13 protein-coding genes are annotated in these 16,467 nt (G+C 74.4%); 9 read left to right on the top strand and 4 right to left on the bottom strand.

Annotation, left to right across the window (positions count from 1 at the left end; translation table 11 throughout):
• Window positions 1-15 precede the first annotated feature (15 nt).
• On the bottom strand, window positions 16-936 hold the full coding sequence (locus tag ACIP64_RS09590) for an endonuclease/exonuclease/phosphatase family protein (RefSeq protein ID WP_401583427.1): 921 nt from the start codon (window positions 934-936) through the stop codon (window positions 16-18).
• Window positions 937-1,399: 463 nt separating this feature from the next.
• Here ACIP64_RS09590 and ACIP64_RS09585 point away from each other — a divergent pair, with 463 nt between their 5' ends.
• Window positions 1,400-4,426, top strand: coding sequence for a helix-turn-helix transcriptional regulator (locus ACIP64_RS09585; RefSeq protein ID WP_401583425.1), 3,027 nt, complete (start codon window positions 1,400-1,402; stop codon window positions 4,424-4,426).
• 12 nt (window positions 4,427-4,438) lie between these two features.
• On the opposite strand, the gene ACIP64_RS09580 is transcribed toward ACIP64_RS09585, so the two are convergent.
• Window positions 4,439-6,055, bottom strand: coding sequence for a hypothetical protein (locus ACIP64_RS09580; RefSeq protein ID WP_401583424.1), 1,617 nt, complete (start codon window positions 6,053-6,055; stop codon window positions 4,439-4,441).
• A gap of 384 nt (window positions 6,056-6,439) precedes the next feature.
• Between ACIP64_RS09580 and ACIP64_RS09575 the strand changes: the two genes are divergently transcribed.
• The 7 genes from ACIP64_RS09575 to ACIP64_RS09545 all read left to right on the top strand — a co-directional run bounded on the left by ACIP64_RS09575 (window position 6,440) and on the right by ACIP64_RS09545 (window position 14,009).
• The gene (locus ACIP64_RS09575) at window positions 6,440-7,177 is read left to right on the top strand and encodes a cupin domain-containing protein (protein WP_401583422.1); all 738 of its coding nucleotides are present in this window, start codon (window positions 6,440-6,442) and stop codon (window positions 7,175-7,177) included.
• On the top strand, window positions 7,174-8,226 hold the full coding sequence (locus ACIP64_RS09570) for a hypothetical protein (protein ID WP_401583420.1): 1,053 nt from the start codon (window positions 7,174-7,176) through the stop codon (window positions 8,224-8,226). The genes ACIP64_RS09575 and ACIP64_RS09570 overlap by 4 nt, the downstream gene beginning before the upstream one ends.
• Complete coding sequence (locus tag ACIP64_RS09565) at window positions 8,223-9,347, top strand: hypothetical protein (RefSeq protein ID WP_401583418.1); 1,125 nt, start codon at window positions 8,223-8,225, stop codon at window positions 9,345-9,347. The genes ACIP64_RS09570 and ACIP64_RS09565 overlap by 4 nt, the downstream gene beginning before the upstream one ends.
• Window position 9,348: 1 nt before the next feature.
• Window positions 9,349-10,188: a hypothetical protein gene (locus ACIP64_RS09560; RefSeq protein ID WP_401583416.1), complete on the top strand. Its 840-nt coding sequence runs from the start codon at window positions 9,349-9,351 to the stop codon at window positions 10,186-10,188.
• Between the two features lie 79 nt (window positions 10,189-10,267).
• Window positions 10,268-10,780, top strand: a complete 513-nt coding sequence (locus ACIP64_RS09555) for a hypothetical protein (protein ID WP_401583415.1) — start codon at window positions 10,268-10,270, stop codon at window positions 10,778-10,780.
• Window positions 10,781-10,843: 63 nt separating this feature from the next.
• Window positions 10,844-12,628: an asparagine synthetase B family protein gene (locus tag ACIP64_RS09550; protein ID WP_401583414.1), complete on the top strand. Its 1,785-nt coding sequence runs from the start codon at window positions 10,844-10,846 to the stop codon at window positions 12,626-12,628.
• Between the two features lie 28 nt (window positions 12,629-12,656).
• Window positions 12,657-14,009 carry an aldehyde dehydrogenase family protein gene (locus ACIP64_RS09545; RefSeq protein WP_401583412.1) on the top strand — a complete coding sequence of 451 codons (1,353 nt, stop codon included), beginning with the start codon at window positions 12,657-12,659 and terminating at the stop codon, window positions 14,007-14,009.
• 45 nt (window positions 14,010-14,054) lie between these two features.
• On the opposite strand, the gene ACIP64_RS09540 is transcribed toward ACIP64_RS09545, so the two are convergent.
• Complete coding sequence (locus tag ACIP64_RS09540; protein WP_401583410.1) at window positions 14,055-14,918, bottom strand: hypothetical protein; 864 nt, start codon at window positions 14,916-14,918, stop codon at window positions 14,055-14,057.
• A gap of 80 nt (window positions 14,919-14,998) precedes the next feature.
• A complete protein-coding gene (locus tag ACIP64_RS09535) occupies window positions 14,999-15,616 on the bottom strand; it encodes a hypothetical protein (protein ID WP_401583409.1) in 618 nt (205 codons plus the stop codon).
• An 82-nt stretch (window positions 15,617-15,698) separates the two neighbouring features.
• Here ACIP64_RS09535 and ACIP64_RS09530 point away from each other — a divergent pair, with 82 nt between their 5' ends.
• A complete protein-coding gene (locus tag ACIP64_RS09530; RefSeq protein WP_401583408.1) occupies window positions 15,699-16,415 on the top strand; it encodes a tetratricopeptide repeat protein in 717 nt (238 codons plus the stop codon).
• Window positions 16,416-16,467 lie beyond the last annotated feature (52 nt).

Raw genomic sequence — 16,467 nt, 5'->3', positions numbered from 1 at the left:
CCGTCCGCCGCTCGCTCAGCCCCTGCCGGGCGGAGCCAGTGCGACGCGGGCGACGACCGGGAGGTGGTCGCTGCCGGTGGCGGGCAGGGTGCGGATCCGGCCGACGGTTCCGGAGCGGGCCATGACCTGGTCGATCCGGGCGACCGGGAACGCGGCGGGATAGCTGAAGGCGAAGCCCCGTTCCGCGACGTTCAGCCGCGTCGTCAGCGGGGCCAGCCCGCGGTCGTCCACGGTGCCGTTGAGGTCGCCGAGCAGGACGAGCGGCAGCACGTCCTCGGCGGCGACGGCCCGGCCCAGCAGGCGCGCGCTCTCGTCGCGCCACGAGGACGCGAGGCCGCCCGCGCCGACACGGACCGAGGGCAGGTGGGCCACGAACACCGCGACCCGGCCGTGCGGGGTGGCCACCACCGTCCGCAGGCCCCGGTTCCAGTCCTCCGGGATCCCCCGGGGCCTTATGTCGAGCGCCCGGGTCCCGGTGAGCGGATGCTTCGACCAGAGCCCGACAGTGCCCACGACGGCGTGGTGCGGGTACCCGGCGGCGAGCGCGCTCTCGTACGCCGGGAGCGCCGGGGGCGTCAGCTCCTCCAGCGCCACGAGATCGGGCCCGGCGGCGGCCAGGGCCCTGGCCGTGCCCGCCGGGTCGGCGTTCTCGTCGCTGACGTTGTGCTGCACCACGAGCAGGTCGTCGGCGCCGGGCTCCGCCCCGGGCAGGAGCAGCCCGCCGAACAGGTACGTCCAGGAGGCCACCGGCAGCAGCAGGGCCACCAGCGCGAGGGCCGAACGGCGCAGCAGGGCCATGCCGAGCAGCACCACGATGCCCAGCCCGAGCCACGGCAGGAAGGTCTCCAGCAGACTGCCCAGGTGCCCCACGGAGTTGGGCACGGCCCGGGGGAAGAGCAGCAGGCCGGCCGCCGGCACCGCGAGCGCGGCGACCACGCGCCCCCGTCCCGGGCCCCGTTGTCCCGGGCCCCGTTGTCCCGGAGTCTGTTGTCCTGGAGTCCGTCGTCCCGCCCGCTGGAGCGTCACAGCCTTCACCTTCGCCGTCGTACCTTCCTCCGCCCGTGCCGCGTTCGGCAGCGGCGGCCCCGTCCCTCAGGACGAGTCGCCGGGTGAAGCGGTTGCCACGCGCCTGGCACGCGAGACGACGGCGTGTCAGTTTCGCGGTCCGGATCCCGCCATGTCCACGGTGCGCCACTCCGGCGTGCGGATGTCGCCGCGGAGCCGGCGTCCCTGCTGCTCACGCCCGTACGGCGGGGGCGGCGGCTGCCCCGTTGCCGCGCGCGGAGGCGACCGGAGCCCCGCCGGGCCATTGGTATCGTGAGAGCGGCAGCACGAGCACCCCTCCCGCCCCGCGCGGCTGCCGCGCGCACGGCACGACCACCACCCCCGCATGGACCGGATGAACCCCACCACAGCACGTACCCCCGTCAGCCCCCTCTTCGTGGGCCGGGAGGCCGAGCTGGCCGGACTGGTGGAGGCCGCCCGTGCGGCGGAGAGCGGTGACGCCCAGGCCGTGCTCGTCCGCGGAGAGGCAGGGGTGGGCAAGACGCGGCTCGTCGAGGAGCTGCTGCGGGCCCTCGGGCCCGGCGCGGCCGCCGTGGCGGTCGGCGGATGCATCGAGGTCGGCGGCGACGGCTTCCCCTTCGCGCCGTTCTCGGAGATTCTGCGGACCCTGTGGCAGCGGTTCCCCGACGAGGTGCGCAGGGCGAGCGCGGGCCACGAAGCCCTGCTGGCGCGGGTCCTGCCGGACCTCGGCCATCCGGTGCCGGTGCCCGCCGTGCACCGGGACGGCGACGTGACACGGCTGTTCGCCCTGATCACCCGCATCCTGGAGGGCCTGGCGTCGGACCGGCCGGTGGTGCTGGTCATCGAGGACCTGCACTGGGCCGACGCGTCCACCCGCGATCTGCTGGGCTTCCTCCTCCGCACCCGGCGCACCGGCAGGCTCCTGATCGTGGGGACCTACCGGTCCGACGACGTGTGCAGCGGGCACCCGCTGCGCCCGCTCCTGGGGGAGCTGGACCGGCTCCGGTCGGTGCGCCGCGTCGGCCTGTCCCGGTTCACCCGGAGTGAGGTCACCGGGCAGCTCACCGGCATCCTCGGTGCGCCGCCGGACCCCGGTGTCGTGGACGACATCTTCGCCCGTTCCGACGGCAACGCTTTCTTCGTCGAGGAACTCGCCCGTGCTCACCGCGACCGCGTCGGCACGGGTCTGGACGACCTGCGGGACGTCCTGCTGACCCGGCTGGAAGCGCTGCCGGAGGAGAGCCAGCGGATCGTGCGCACGGCCGCCCAGGGCGGCGCCGTGATCGGGTACCCGCTGCTGAAGGCCGTGGCGGGGCTGCCCGAGGACGCGCTGATCGACGCGCTGCGCGCGGCGGTGCTGGCGCAGATCCTCGTTCCGGAACCGAACGGCACGGACTACCGGTTCCGGCACTCGCTGGTGCGCGAGGCCGTCGGCGCGGCACTGCTGCCCGGCGAGCAGGCCCTGATCAACCGCCGGTACGGGGAGGTGCTGGAGGCGGACCCGTCACTGGTGCGGGCCGAGGAACTGACCGGGCGCCTCGCCCAGCACTGGTACGCGGCCGAGGACACGGTGAAGGCGCTGCACATGAGTGTCGCGGCGGCCGAGGAGGCACGGAACCGGTGCGCCTACGCGGACCAGTTGCTGCTGCTCGAGCGCGCCCTGCACCTGTGGGACCGGGTGCCGGACGAGGACCGCGTGCACCTGCCCGCGCTGCGGTTCCCGGAGACGTACCCGAACGGGGCGCCGGGCGAGGAGCCGGGGCCGTGCCATCAGCACCTGCTCGCCACCGCGACCGTCGCGGCCATGCACAGCGGCGACTTCGAGAAGGCGCTGCACCTGGTCGACACCGCGCTGGCCGACCTCGCGGAGGTGGAGGCGGACCACCCCCTGTACCTCGCGTGGTTCTGGACGCAGCGTTCGCGTCTGGTGGAAGGGCTCAGCCGCGGGGACGGCTGGCACGAGGTGCAGACCGCGCGGAAGGCGGTCGCGGCGCTGCCGCCGTCGGTCGTCGGGGCCGAGGTGCTGGTGCGCCTCGCCAACTGGGGGGCGATGCACCGCCCCGGGCCCGCCAGCCGGGCCGACGCCGAGCAGGCCGTGGAGTACGCGACCCGCGCGGGCGCCGAGGAACTGGCCCTGCACGCCCGCCTCACCCGCTGCCTGCTGGACGCCGACACCGACACCGACGGCAGCGTCGTCGACGAGCTGTACGCGGTCCGGCGGCGGGCCGAGGAACTCGGCGAACTCACCCTCGCCGGCCGGGTCAACCAGAACCTGCCGTCGATCCTGGAGGGGGTCGGCCGGTCGAAGGAGGCACTTGAGGCGGCCGACCACGGCATCGCCCTGTGCCGGTCGCTCGGTCTGACCGACCGCGAGGCCTGGGTCCACTCCAACCGGTCGTTCAGCCTCTTCTCCCTGGGCCGCTGGGACGAGGCCGGGGCGGCACTCGACGAGGCGGCGGCCCTGGCCCGCGCCCGTCTGCCGCGCTGGACGTTCGAGGCCCGCCGCGCGGTCCACCTGCTGCTCCGCGGGGAGGTGGACGCCGCCGCGGCGCAACTGGCACTCGCCGAGGAACTGCGCGGCACGGAGAAGCTCCAGGCGCAGCTGCTGGTCGCGCTCAGCCATTGCACGATGGAGATCGCGGCGCGGCAGGGCCGTCTCGCGGAGGCCCGCGCGGAGTTGCTGCGCGCCGACGACGCCGGACTGACCGTCGGCCCGGTCCGGTGGTCGCTGCCTCTGCTCTGCACCGCGGCGGCCGTCGAGGGCGCGGCGCGCCGGTCCGCGCCCGGTGGTGCGTCCCGTGAAGTGCTCGACGTCCTGCACCGCGCCGCCGCCCGCCAGGAGGCCGTCCTGCCGGTCTCGGCCGCCTACGCGCGGTTGCTGCGGGCCGAGTTGTGCCATGCGGAGGGGGACGACGATCCGGCTCCCTGGTCCGCCGCGGTCGCCGCCTTCGCGCGCACCGAGCGCGTCCACGAGTCGGCCTGGGCACTTCTCGGGGAGGGGCGCGCCCTGCTCGCCGACCGGCGGCGGGACGCCGAGGCGCGCGACCGGCTGGCCCGCGCGCACGCGATCGCCACCCGGCTCGGCGCGGGCCTGCTCCTGTCCGACATCGGGCAGTTGACCGGCGAGGACGGCGGGACGCCCCCGGCCGGCGCGCCGGAGCGGGAGGAGGCTGCCGACGCGGGCGGCGGACTGTCCGCCTTCGGACTCACCCCGCGGGAGTCCGAGGTCCTGGGGCTGGTGGCCCGCGGATACAGCAACCGCCGCATCGCGGAGGAGCTGTTCATCTCGCAGAAGACCACGAGCACCCACGTCTCCAGCATCCTCGCCAAGCTCGGTGCCTCCGGCCGCACCGAAGCCGCGGCCATCGCCTACCGGCACGGCTTCCCCGCCTCTCCGTGAGGTGAGGCTCCGTCAGAAGCCGAAGGCCTTGGTCGTGTAGGCGCACTCCGTGTAGATGTAGCCGGACCTGAGCTTGACGGTGTCGGACGCGGGGGTCGTGCCGGCGCCCGCGTTGGACTTGTGCAGGAAGTACGTGGTGCCGACGGGGAGCCGGACGGTCCGCTGCGGGTAGTGCCGGGCGCTGTTCTGGCAGGGCTTGAACCCGATGAGACTGGGCTCCAGGAGGGAGTACGTGGTGCAGCTGCCGCAGGCGCCCAGGGTGAGGCTCCCGGTCACCGGCCCGGTGTAGTAGACCGTCACGGCGTGCGGGCTGTCGTTCTTGATCGTGACGGAGATGCTTCCGCCGGAAGCCAGCGTCGGCAGGTGCTTGCCGGCCGCGGGCACTTCGCTCGCGACCTCGGCGGCTATGGCGTACTTGCCGGCCAGCGCCCGGCGCTTGTCCGACCTGTTGTCGGCGACGAACTTGTTCATCGTCTGCGCCGCCTCGTCGAAGTCGCCGTCCTTGTACTGGTCGACGCCGCAGGCGTAGACGCCGGCGTCGGCGCTGTTGTCGGCCCGGCCGGCCTGCTGGGCGATGGCTTCCGACGTGTCCGCCCGCCCGCTCCGCACGCCCCCCACCTGGGTGCCGAGGGTGCGCAACCGCTCGACGGCCGCGCAGGGGTCGGAGCCCCGCACGGCGTTGGCGGCCTTGTCGACGGCCGAGCCGATCGCCGGCGCGACCTTCGCCGCCTGCGCCGAGTCGGGGAAGTCGTTGAGGAGGTCGCCGAAGAGCCCGGGCCAGCCAGTGGCGTTCGTGGCCAGACCCTGCGACGCGCACTCGTAGAGCGAGGTGGCCAGCCGGTCGTCGGGCCACTCGGCCAGGCTGCCCAGTTCCTTCTTGCCGATGGTGGCCGGGACCGTCCGCAGATAGGTCAGCTCCGGGATCGCGCCGCAGTAGTCCTTCTGCGCGTAGGCGGCGCCGACCGTGCCGTAGTACGTCTTCAGCCGGTCGGGCACCTTGCCGGCGGCCCGGGAGTCCGGGTGGTCGGCCCGCAGGTCGCGGTAGGCGCGCAGGGCCTGCCGGTAGCCGTTCTCCGCGGCCGTGAACGGCCGGCCCTCTCCGGCGCGGACGAGCCGGTCGGCCTGGTCGAGCCGGTCCAGGAGCATCTGCTCGGTGGCCTCGTCGCGCGCCATGTCGTACAGCACGACGCCTCCGGCGGGCACGGCCAGCAGCACCAGACCGAGCGCGATGGCCAGGGGAGCCCCCGTGGGCCACGCCAGCCGGGTCCGCAGTCCGGCGACGGCGCCGTGGACCGCGGCCAGCGCGAGGACGACCAGGTAGCCGACGACCACCCCCGAGGACACGCCGTCGGGGTCGGCCGGGAGTGCCACGAGGAGCAGGACGCCGGTGACGAGCCAGCACGCGACCATCAGGCCCCAGCGCCGCATCAGGGCGTAACCGAGACCGAGGCCGCTGAGGTTGAGCAGGGCCACCGCCACGGCACGGAGGCCGTCCGGCGGTACGGGCGGTGCGGGCGGCGGGGCCGACGGCATGGGCGGGATCACGAACCCGTACGGATTGCTGTGCGGCGTGTTGCGCGGGTCGTTCCAGGGATTGCCGTACGGATTGCCCTGTGGTCCCTCGGACATGGCGGCTCCCCCCGTCGGCAATGCCCGAACGCTTTAACTTGTCAGTGTACGGACGACAGTGCCGCCTCGACAGGGGGATTCCCGCGGGCGCTGAGGGATCGTCATCAGGTGTGCACAGCACCGCCGTTGGGCATGTGCGTCGGACGATGTCCGGCGGCGTCGCGGGCTTGCGGGCCCGCCGGCGGAAAGGACTCTTCCCGAAGGCAGGGCTCCTTTACCGGGACCTGGTGAACCGTACCCCTGTCAACGGGGCCCGATTCACCCACCGTTCGCCCCTGCGTCCGCCGATGGCTTCGTGCGCAACCTCGTCACTTCGGGATCGGCGGCTTACCATGCGCATGCGGACGTGAGTGGCACCTGGGGGAGGGGCACTTGTTCGGCAGCATGCGTGACGACACGTCAGACATTCGGGACACGGCGAACGACCGGCGGCGATCGGGGGAACTGCCGCGCGGGGTACGACTGTACCGGCCGCGGTCCGACGGCGCCGTCGTCCTCACCGACCGGGACGGCTCCCGGGAACTCGGGCCGGGGCGGGACCTCCTGCCGTTCATCGACGACGGCCAGTTCGCCCACTACCTCGTCGGGGACGCCGCCACGTCCCCCGAGCGCCCCTCCAACGCCACCGTCAAACTCGGCATCGTCGGCCCGCGGAGCGCCTTCACCCCGCACGCCCACGGCGGGGAGCACTTCGTCCTCAGCCTCGGGTACGCGGCCTGCGGCCTGTACGACAGCGAACGCGCCGCGACCTGCGAAGTCCTGCTCACCCCCGGCGAGCTGATCCGGATCCCGGAGATGATGCCGCACTCCTTCGGCAACCGGGACACCACCCCGCTGACCATCCTCGCCGCCAACACCGGCTACGGCATCGACCACGAGGACTACGCGATCACCGCCGCCGAGGCGGAGCGCAGGGCGGCCGACCCGTCGCACGGCACCGCGACGCTACCACCGGGCACCCGCACGGGCACCCTCGCCCGCACGGACTACCGGGGCCTGGCCGGTGCCCTGCGCGACATCGAACGGGCCCAGCGGTCGCACGGCCCGGGCGCCACCACCAGGAGAGAACGGCTGGCCGCCCGCCTGCGCGGGCTCGCGCGGGGACTGGAGGGCCGCCGGTGATCTGCCCGCACTGCAACGTGTCGCTGCTGCGCAAGGAGCGGCCGGACAACATCTGCAGCAAGTGCGGGCGGCGGTTCGCCCTGGACCCAAAGACCAACAAGATGCGGCTCAGCGACCTCCGGGTGGTCCGGGTCGTCCAGCGGGTCACCGAGGACGGCGCAGTGCCGTGCGTGCCCGGGCAGTTGTGGTACGCCGCGTCCCGCAAGGCCTTGCGGGGCACCAAGAGCGGGACGGGCTGCGCCGTGGTGCTCACGCTCGGCGGCATCGGCGCCGGACTCCTGGGGGCGGCGGCGAACATGACCTCCTACCGCGTCATCAGCGTGCTGGCGCTGCTCGCGGCGTCCGGTTTCGTGGTCCTGCGCGTCAGAGGTTTCGGCCGGGGCCGCCCACGGCTGGCCCGCGCGGACTTCCGCGGCGGCCCGCTGCGGGAATGGGAGTTCGTCTACGGAGCACTGCCCCGCGGTGTGATCGACGACACCGCCTATCCGTTCGCCCCGGGCCCTCGTGAGCCGCACGCGCCCGCGTCCAGCCATCCGCCGACGCGCGGGCTCGTTCTGGTCTGCCCCGACCGCGCCATCGCCGTCTTCCTCGACGCGACGGGGCTGACCTCCCGTTACGGGCTCACCCTCGCCATCGACCCGGAGACACTGCCGCGCTCACCCGGCCCTCGTCCTGTGCTGGTGCTCCACGACGCCGACGCGCACGGGCTCGTGCTCCCCGACCTCGTCCGCACCGTGCTGCCGGACCGCCTGGTGATCGACATCGGCCTGCCGCTCGACGCCGTGCACGGTGTCAAGCGCGCGGTGCCGGTGCGGGGCAAAGCGCCCGCGCCGCACATCGTGCGGGCGCTCGAGAAGAGCGGGAGGTTCAGCCCCCGCCAGCTGAAGTGGCTGCGTCGGGGCTGGGGGTTCCCGCTCGTCGGAGTGCCGCCCGCCAAACTGCTGGCCGCCGTCTCCCGGGCCGTCGAACGGGCCGGCGCGACAGCCGATCCGCAGTGGGAGCGCGCGTCCGCCGCCGGCTTCATGACCTGGCCCGAGGAGGGCGGATGATCTGCCCCCACTGCCGGAGCCCACTGCTCGGCAAGGAACGCACGGGCGGCGTGTGCTCGCGCTGCGGCCGCGCGTTCGCCCTCGACCCCAAGGTGCACGGCCGCGGCATGCACGACAGCCGCATCCGGCGGGTCGTCGAGAAGGCCACCGACGGGGGGCGCCTCAACGTCACCGTCACGCAGCTGTGGTACCTCGCCCGCACGTCCAACCGCTTCTGGCCGGCGGCACCGGCGAGCGGACGCTCGCCGTGGGTGGGCGGCGCGGCGGCGGTCGTCCTCCTCGGCGGGCTCATCGCACTCGGCGTGGCCGTACGCGGAGTGCCCCTCGGCGGCCTCCTGTGGTTCGCGGGCCTGTGCGTGTCCGGACTCCTGTACGTGCTCGCGAAGGGCGAACCGCGCCGTCCGCCGCGCGGCGCCGGCGCGTCCGTGGTCCCCGCGGAGGGCGACTTCCGGTCGCTGCTGCGACTGCGATGGTCCGCCGTGTACGGAAACCTGCCGCCCGGGATCGTGGACGACCGGGAACTCCTGAAGGGGCCCGGCGACCCGGCCACGAACGGGGACCCGGCCGCCGGTGGGGAACCCGACCCGGCCCCGGAGCCGGTGGAACTGCTCTGCCCCGACCCCGCCGTCCGCTGCTTCCTGACGGCCAACGCGATTCCGCGGCGCCTGAATCTCCACCTCGCCGCCGAACTCGGCGAGGTCTCCGCCACCGGGCCGGTGGTGGTGCTCCACGACGCGAGCGTGCGCGGCCTCCAACTGCTCGCCGACGCCCGGGCGACCACCCCCCGGCGGGTGGTCGTGGACGCGGGGCTGCCGGTCCGGGCGGTGATGGGCAACGAGAAGGCCGTCACCCTCCACGAGGTGCCGCCCGCGAGGGTGCTGCTGGACCGGCCGGGATGGCTGCGGCAGCTGGCGGAGCGCGTCCCCGAGGAAGCCGACTGGCTGCTCCAGGGCTGGTACAGCCCCGTCGCCGCGGTGCCGCCCGCGGTGCTCGAATCAGCCGTCGTGCGGGCCGTGGGCGAGGCCCGCGCCATCCCCGACGACGAGGCGCGCGCGGCCGCGGCCTTCGGCTTCCTCAGCTGGCCGCGCCCCTCTGTGCCGCCGATGAAGGACGGAGACTGACGTGCCGGGGTCCACGAGCCGGTTCGGCCGCCCCTTGCTGGAGCGGGCGATCACCGTCGCCGCACGGCGCGCGGCCGCCCCCGGGAACCTGCGCTTCACCGAGCGGCAGCTGTACTACGAGACCTGCCGCGTCCTGCGCCCGGCACCCGGGCCCGTGCGACGCATCCCGCACAGCCCGGCACCGCCGCTGCGGCTGCCCCGGTTCACCCAGGCCCTGCGCGGTACGGAGCCGGCCGGACTGCTGCCCGCGCCGACCGCCGGCAGGTCGACCGGCGGACCGGGACGCGAGCCCGACCTGTACGCCTACGGACTGCCCCGGCTGCTGGTCTGCCAGGACCGCTCCATCGCCGCGATGCTGCTGGCCAACCATGTGCACCTGGAGGCAGGTTGCCCCGTCCTGACCGCCGAGGACGACCTGCCGCTCGACTCCCTGCTGGTGGAGGCGCTGGAGCGCGCCGAGGGCGCCACCGTGCACGTCCTGCACGACGCGAGCCCCGCCGGGATCGCGCTGCCCGCCCGGGTGCGTGAGGGGCTGGGTGCGGTGCCCGTACGGGTCGCCTCGCTCGGGCTGGTGCCCCGGCACGCCCAGGCGCTGCACCTGGTGTCCGGGCGCAGGCCCGGCCCGGTGCCGCCGCTCGGACCGCTGCCGCCGGGACTGCGGCCCGGGGAGGCGGAGTGGCTCGCCGCGGGCCGGTTCGCCGAAGTCGCCGCGGTCCCGCCCGCCCGGCTCCTGCGCGCCGTGCTCCGGCTCACCCGCGGCCCCCGTCCGCCCCGTCACTCCGTCTGGGGCGACCTGCGCGAGCTGCGCACCGCCGGATTCCTGACCTGGCCCGACGCATGAACCGACCCCGACCCCGACCCCGCACCCGCCCCGAGGACGACCGCATGCCCGGACACCGCAGACCGAAGGACCGCAGCGCATGATCCGCCCACGCGAAATCGGCTACACGGACGATCTGCTGGCCGACCGAAGCGTCCACCGCACCTACGAGGACGGCCGGCACGAATGGCGTCGCCGCGGCGCGGGCGGCGTGGTGCACTGGCACGACGAGCACGGGAACCAGGGGACCGACGAGCTGCTGGGCCACAAGATCGTCAAGCGTGTCCTCCCCGGCGGCAGGGTGACCTACGGACGGGACATCGGCTTCGGCCGCACCTTGTGGGGAACCGGCGACACCCTCACCATCAACCGGACCTCCTTCGGCGGCCGGACGGGGGCGATCCTCGTGGGCCTCGGTGTCACCGGACTCGCCGTCACGGCCTCCCAGCTCCCGCCGCTGCACCTCTCACTGGAGGAGGAAGAGGAGTTGCGCCGCCAGGCGCAGAGCTCGTCCTCCAGCGGCGGGGGCGACGGCGGAGGGGACGGCGGCGACTGGGGCGACGGGAACTGCGGTGACGACGGCGGCGGCTGGAGCGACGACGACTTCGGCTGAGCCCGCGGCCGATCCCGCCCCTTCGGCCCGCACGGGTACGCGGCAACAGGAAAGGACCCACTGATGGCGCGCTTCAGCGTCTGTCTCGCGTCGGGAGCCGAACACGCCAACGGCCCGGCCGGCCGGCCCGGCGCGGCCGACGCGCACCTGGCGGCGATGGGCACCCCGGCGATCGCGCCGGGGCTGGCCCTGGTACGGGACGAACCCGGCCATGCCGAGGGGCCGTTCGAGGCGTACGGCATGCGGGCCGCCGGCGAGGTCACCCTGCACAACCGCGCCGAACTCTTCGCCGCCCTCGCCGCCGACGGCGCGCCCGCCCCGCCCGGCACCGGTGACGGCGAGCTGCTGCTGCGCTGCTGGGCCCGGCTCGGCGAACGGGGCGTCGCCCTGGCCGAGGGCATGTTCGCGCTCGCCGTCCTCGACGGCGCGGAGCTCGTGCTGATCCGCGACCACGTCGGCGCCCGCACCCTGTTCTACGCCCGCGCCGCGGGCGCCTGGGCGGCCTCCACGTCCCTGCGGTCCCTGCGCCGCTGGCCCGCACTCGGCACCCGGATGAACCTGTCCGCCGTACGCTCCTTCCTCACCTTCGCCTATCTCCCCGGCGACGAAACGCTGCTGGAGGGCGTGCACGAGGTCCTTCCCGGCCGGGTGCTGCGGCTGAGCGCCGACGGGACGATGACCGAGACCGTCCACTGGGAGCCCGAGGAGCGGCTCGACGAGCCCCCGGGAGAGCGGCACGCCGACGACCACGTACTCACCCTGCGCACCCTCCTCGAAGACGCCACCGCACGGCGGCTGCCTGAGGACGAGGCCGTCGGCGTGCTGCTCTCCGGCGGGATCGACAGCTCGCTCGTCACCGCGCTCGCCGCCAAGCTGCACGGCCGGCCCGTCCACACCTACTCCATCAGCTTCGGCGACGCACTCCCCAACGAACTCGGCTACTCGGGCCTGGTCGCCGTCCACTGCCAGACCCGGCACCGGGTCCTGACGGTCTCCGGCACGGCCGTCGCCGCGCGGCTCGCCGACACGGCCGCCCTGCTCGACAGCCCGGTCGGCGACCCCCTGACGGTGCCGAACCTGATGCTCGCCGAGGCCGTCGCGGGGGACGGGCTGCGGACCGTGCTCAACGGGGAGGGCGGGGACCCGGTGTTCGGCGGGCCGAAGAACCTCCCGATGCTCGTCCAGGAGATGCACGCCGGGGCCCCGGGCGCACACGAGTCGCCGTGGTACGAGGACCGGGCGACGGCCTATCTGCGCTCGTACCGCAAATGCTGGACCGACCTCCCCGACCTGCTGACCGCGGACGCCCTGTCCGCCCTGGGGTCCGCACCGGCCCCGCAACGCTTCGTCGCGCCCTATCTGACGGGCCCGGACCGGATGACCCACCTGCTCAACCAGCTGCTCCACTGCAACCTGCGCACCAAGGGCGCCCACCACATCCTCACCAAGGTCGAGCGGCTGACCGCCTCGCAGGGGATCCAGGGCCGTGCCCCGCTCTTCGACCGCCGGGTGGTGGACCACGCCTTCGCCACCCCGCCCGCGCTCAAACTCCGCGGCACGGCGGAGAAGTGGGTGCTGAAGGAAGCCGTACGGGACCTGCTGCCCGCCACCGTCGTCGACCGGCCCAAGAGCGGGATGCGGGTGCCGGTGCAGCAGTGGCTCAGCGGGCCGCTGCGCGAGCTGGGCGGTGACCTGCTGCTCGGCCGCGCCGCCCGGCAGCGCGGCCTGTTCCGGCCCGACACCGTGCGGACCTGGATGCGCGGCGAGGGCACGCTGCTGCCGCGGCAGGGCGGCAAGTTGTGGCTGGTCCTCACCCTGGAGCTGTGGCTGCGGGCGTACGGGCTGTGAACGGATCAACGATGGAGGCACGCGCACGGTGAACACCACTCTCGTCGACCCCCGTACCGGCCGGACCCGGGGTACCTTCCCGCTGGCCCGCGAACGCGAGGTGGGGGCCGCGGTCGACACCGCCCGCGCCGCCCTGCCCGGCTGGCGCGGCCTCACCCCCAGGGAACGCTCCCGCCGGCTGGAACGGCTGGCCGCGCTGGTGGAGGCGGACGCGGACTCCTACGTCGTCCGCGAGGCCGCCGGCACCGGCAAACCGGACTCCGAGACCGCCGGGGAGGTGGAACAGGTCGCGGACCTCTTCCGGTTCTACGCCTCCGCCGTCCGCGCCCGGTCCGCGCCGGCCGCCGGACGGCTCGTCGACGGCCACGAGAGCTGGGTGCGCTGGGAACCGCTGGGCGTCGTGGGCGTCGTCGTGCCCTGGAACTACCCGCTGATGATGGCCGCCTGGCGGTGCGCGCCCGCCCTGGCCGCCGGCAACACCGTGGTCGCCAAACCCGCCGAGACCACCCCCGACACCCTGGAACTCCTCGCCGAGCACGCCGCCGAGGCACTGGGCCCCGGCGTCCTCACCGCCGTCCCGGGTGACCGGCGGACCGGGCGGCTGCTGGTCGGGGCCGATGTCGACATGGTCGCCTTCACCGGCAGCGCGGCGGCCGGGGCCGATGTGGCATCGCGCGCCGCGGGACGCCGCGTCAGCCTGGAACTCGGCGGCAACGCCCCGGCGCTCGTCCTGCCCGACGCGCCCGCCGACACCTGGGCCGAGCTCGTACGTGCCTGCACCTACAACGCCGGGCAGAGCTGCGCCGCCCCCGCCCGTGTCATCACCCTGCGCGAGAACTACGAGGAGGCCGTGGGCCAACTGGCCGCCGCGGCACGGGACTGCCTGGCGGGACGGGACTTCGGGCCGCTCAACAACCCCGATCAGCTGGCCCGTTACGACGGCATCGTCAAGGCGTCCGCCGCCGGGCGGACATGCGTGGCCGGCATCGCGCCGCGGCCCGGCGAGGAGAGCGGCTTCTGGCGTCCCGCCCGGATCCTCGCCGACCTCCCCGACGACGATCCGGCGGTGGTGGAGGAGGTCTTCGGCCCGCTGCTCACCGTGCAGCGGGCCGAGGACCTGGACGCTGCCATGGCCCTCGCGCACGGAGTGCCCCAGGCACTGGCGGCCAGTGTGTGGACCCGCGACCTGGCGACGGGCCTCGACCTCGCCGGCCGGCTGAACGCGGGCGAGGTCTGGCTCAACTGCCATCTCGTGCAGACCGCCGAGCTCCCGCACGGCGGCCGCGGCGCCTCGGGCCACGGCACGGACCTGAGCACCCTCGCCCTGCACGAGTACCAGCGCCCCAAGACGGTCACCGCGCGGCTGTCCGGCGGGAACTGACGGCGGCACCGCGGCGCCGGAGCCCCGCGGCGCGCCCTCGGAGCGTCAGGCCGGCATCGTGACCGGCTTGCCGGTGAACGCGTCGAGGACCAGCCGGTCGCCGAGCGGGCGGTCCAGATGCACGGTGACCGAGGCGTGCAGGAGTTGCATCGTGCACGGACCGTCCTCGGCACCGCGGATGCCGCCCGCGAGCACCACGCTGTCGCCGGTCTCCAGGACCTCGACGGTCGGACCGTCGTCGCAGGCGCCGTGGCTCGCCCGCACGGTGACGGTCCGGCCGTCGCCGGACACCTTCCGGACCTCGTCCAGCGGCTGCACGTCATGGACCGTCCTCGGTGACAGGGACGGGACCGGGGGGCGCGGGGGCTTCGGGGAGCCGACCGCCATCAGCCGGACCGGGGTGTCGTAGCCGTCGAGGGTGAGCAGCCAGGCGGGCACCCTGGCCGGGCCCCGGCTGGTGTTCACCGTCATCTCGCCGAGGGCGGCCTTTGTCACGGTCAACGGGTCCGCGCCGTCGCCCCGGTCGCCGTGGTCCAGCGTCTCGTACGCCTGCCGCGCCGTCATGACCGTGGCGGGAAGGGAGTCGCCGTTCGTCCAGCGGATCCGTCCGTGCCGGGCGGCGGCGCCGGGCAGCGCGCCGGCGCGCACGCGGAAGTTGCCGTTGGAGTAAGCCAGTTTGTCCGCCCCGTTGTGGAAGGCGTCCTCCGGCAGCCGCTCGGTGTCGTCCAGGAGGTAGAAACCGGTGCGCCACACACGGGCCGCCTCCGAGCCCTTCCATGCCTCGGCCACGTGACGCATGCGCGGGGTGGACCTGTCCGCTCCGACGATGTCGGCCGCCGGTTCCGTCCCGCAGCCCACCGACCCCACGGTGAGCAGGCACACCGCACCCAGCCATATGAACCGTCTCATGACGCCCCCAGAGAATGTGCGGGTATTCCCGCGATGTCCCTGGGACGCACCTACCGTCCGTCGGGTTCCGCCCGTTTCGCTCAGCCGCTGGTTCCCTCGGTGATCGCGAACGGGTCCATCGGTGCGCCGTCGCCCACCTCCGGCAGGTCGCCGCGTTCGACGGGCCCCGGCCCTGGACCGCCGGTGGGCGGCAGGACGTCGGCGAGTTCGCCGGGGTCCGCCTGATGGGCGTTCTCCGCCGCCCGTCGCAGGGTGCCGCGGGTGACGAGGGTCCGGTCCGCGGACAGCCGTACCACCCGTCCGCCGTCCTGGAAGACGTACTCGTGGCCGGTCCTCGTCGCGCGGTACCAGCGCATGCCGTCCCGCTCGCACGAACCCCGCTCGGCCGCGCGCCGGTTGTCCGGGTCGGAGCAGGCGACGGGGCCGCCGCCCTCGCGTTCGTCGACCCGCATCTCGATCCTCCTGCCGCCGGGCGAGAACCAGGAGGCGCCGAAACCGTGGTCGCCGACCACCCCCACGGACTGGGTGGCGAGGGTGTAGCCCGGTACGTCGGTCACGTACACCATCTCCCGTTCGACGCCCAGCGCACGGGCCCTGGCATCGAGTGCGGACGGGCTCGCGGACTCCGCCCCGCAGGCGGTCAGTGCCACCGCCGCCGGAAGGAGGAGCAGCGGAAGGGTCTTTCGCAGGTACGGCATACGTCCATGATCCCGTCTGCGCGACCCGTCACCGAATCGCTCCGGCGGGGTAGCGTGCTGAGGCAGGGAGGGGGTCCGGCGCATGGTGCTCTGGAACGGCGTCAACTTCACCGCGGACGGGCGTGAGCCGACCACGGCCGAGGAGTTCCACCAGATCGGCCGCTACTGCTGGGACAGCGGGCAGTACCGCGCCGCCGCTGCCTTCTTCCTGGAACCCGCGGCCGCCCAAGGCCACGCGGACGCCGGTGAGTTGCTGGGGCATGTCCGCTACGTGCAGGGCGAGTGGGCCGAGGCCGTGCCCTGGCTGCGGCGCAGCCCCGCGTCACCCAGGGCGGCGTACTACCTGGGGACGCTGGCCTACCGCGGGTGCCCCGAGGCCGGCATCGCCCAGTCCTTCGACGCGGCCGCCGAGTGGTACCGGCGCGCGGTCGCCCTCGGCGAACCCGAGGCGATGCTCGCACTCGGCGAGATGTACCTGGAGCGGCTGGTGCGCCTCGACCGCGCCCCGGTGGACCACGCGCTGGAGTGCTTCCTGCCGGCCGCGCAGGCAGGCCACCCGTACGCGCAGTACCGCGTGGCCGACCTGTACCGCACCGCGTACGCGGATCCCGGCCGCGCCGCCCACTTCTACGAACGGTGCCTGGCCAACCCCGCGCGGGAGGGGCACGCGCTCAACTCGCTGATGACCCTTCAGAGCGAGGCGTTCCTGCGTGACATCCGGTTCACCGAACGGACGCGGCGGCTGGAGGAGCGGCGCGACGCGGTCAACCCCCGGCCGCCCCGAGACCCTTCGTACTGACACGGCCGGCCCGCAGGGGTCCGGTGACACCGGGCCCCTGCGGTGCGGGGTG

The sequence above is a fragment of the Streptomyces sp. NPDC088733 genome, from assembly GCF_044751185.1.
Lineage (GTDB): Bacteria > Actinomycetota > Actinomycetes > Streptomycetales > Streptomycetaceae > Actinacidiphila.
The sequence above is the reverse complement of the archived record's forward strand: the minus strand, read 5'-3'. Positions and strand labels throughout refer to the sequence as shown.

What these genes read in the sequence shown, in the direction of transcription:
- ACIP64_RS09580 (WP_401583424.1), bottom strand. Translation starts at nt 6,055, where the DNA reads ATGTCCGAGGGACCACAGGGCAATCCGTACGGCAATCCCTGGAACGAC.
- ACIP64_RS09540 (WP_401583410.1), bottom strand. Translation starts at nt 14,918, where the DNA reads ATGAGACGGTTCATATGGCTGGGTGCGGTGTGCCTGCTCACCGTGGGG.
- ACIP64_RS09565 (WP_401583418.1), top strand. Translation starts at nt 8,223, where the DNA reads ATGATCTGCCCCCACTGCCGGAGCCCACTGCTCGGCAAGGAACGCACG.
- ACIP64_RS09555 (WP_401583415.1), top strand. Translation starts at nt 10,268, where the DNA reads ATGATCCGCCCACGCGAAATCGGCTACACGGACGATCTGCTGGCCGAC.
- ACIP64_RS09575 (WP_401583422.1), top strand. Translation starts at nt 6,440, where the DNA reads ATGCGTGACGACACGTCAGACATTCGGGACACGGCGAACGACCGGCGG.
- ACIP64_RS09550 (WP_401583414.1), top strand. Translation starts at nt 10,844, where the DNA reads ATGGCGCGCTTCAGCGTCTGTCTCGCGTCGGGAGCCGAACACGCCAAC.
- ACIP64_RS09535 (WP_401583409.1), bottom strand. Translation starts at nt 15,616, where the DNA reads ATGCCGTACCTGCGAAAGACCCTTCCGCTGCTCCTCCTTCCGGCGGCG.
- ACIP64_RS09530 (WP_401583408.1), top strand. Translation starts at nt 15,699, where the DNA reads ATGGTGCTCTGGAACGGCGTCAACTTCACCGCGGACGGGCGTGAGCCG.
- ACIP64_RS09585 (WP_401583425.1), top strand. Translation starts at nt 1,400, where the DNA reads ATGAACCCCACCACAGCACGTACCCCCGTCAGCCCCCTCTTCGTGGGC.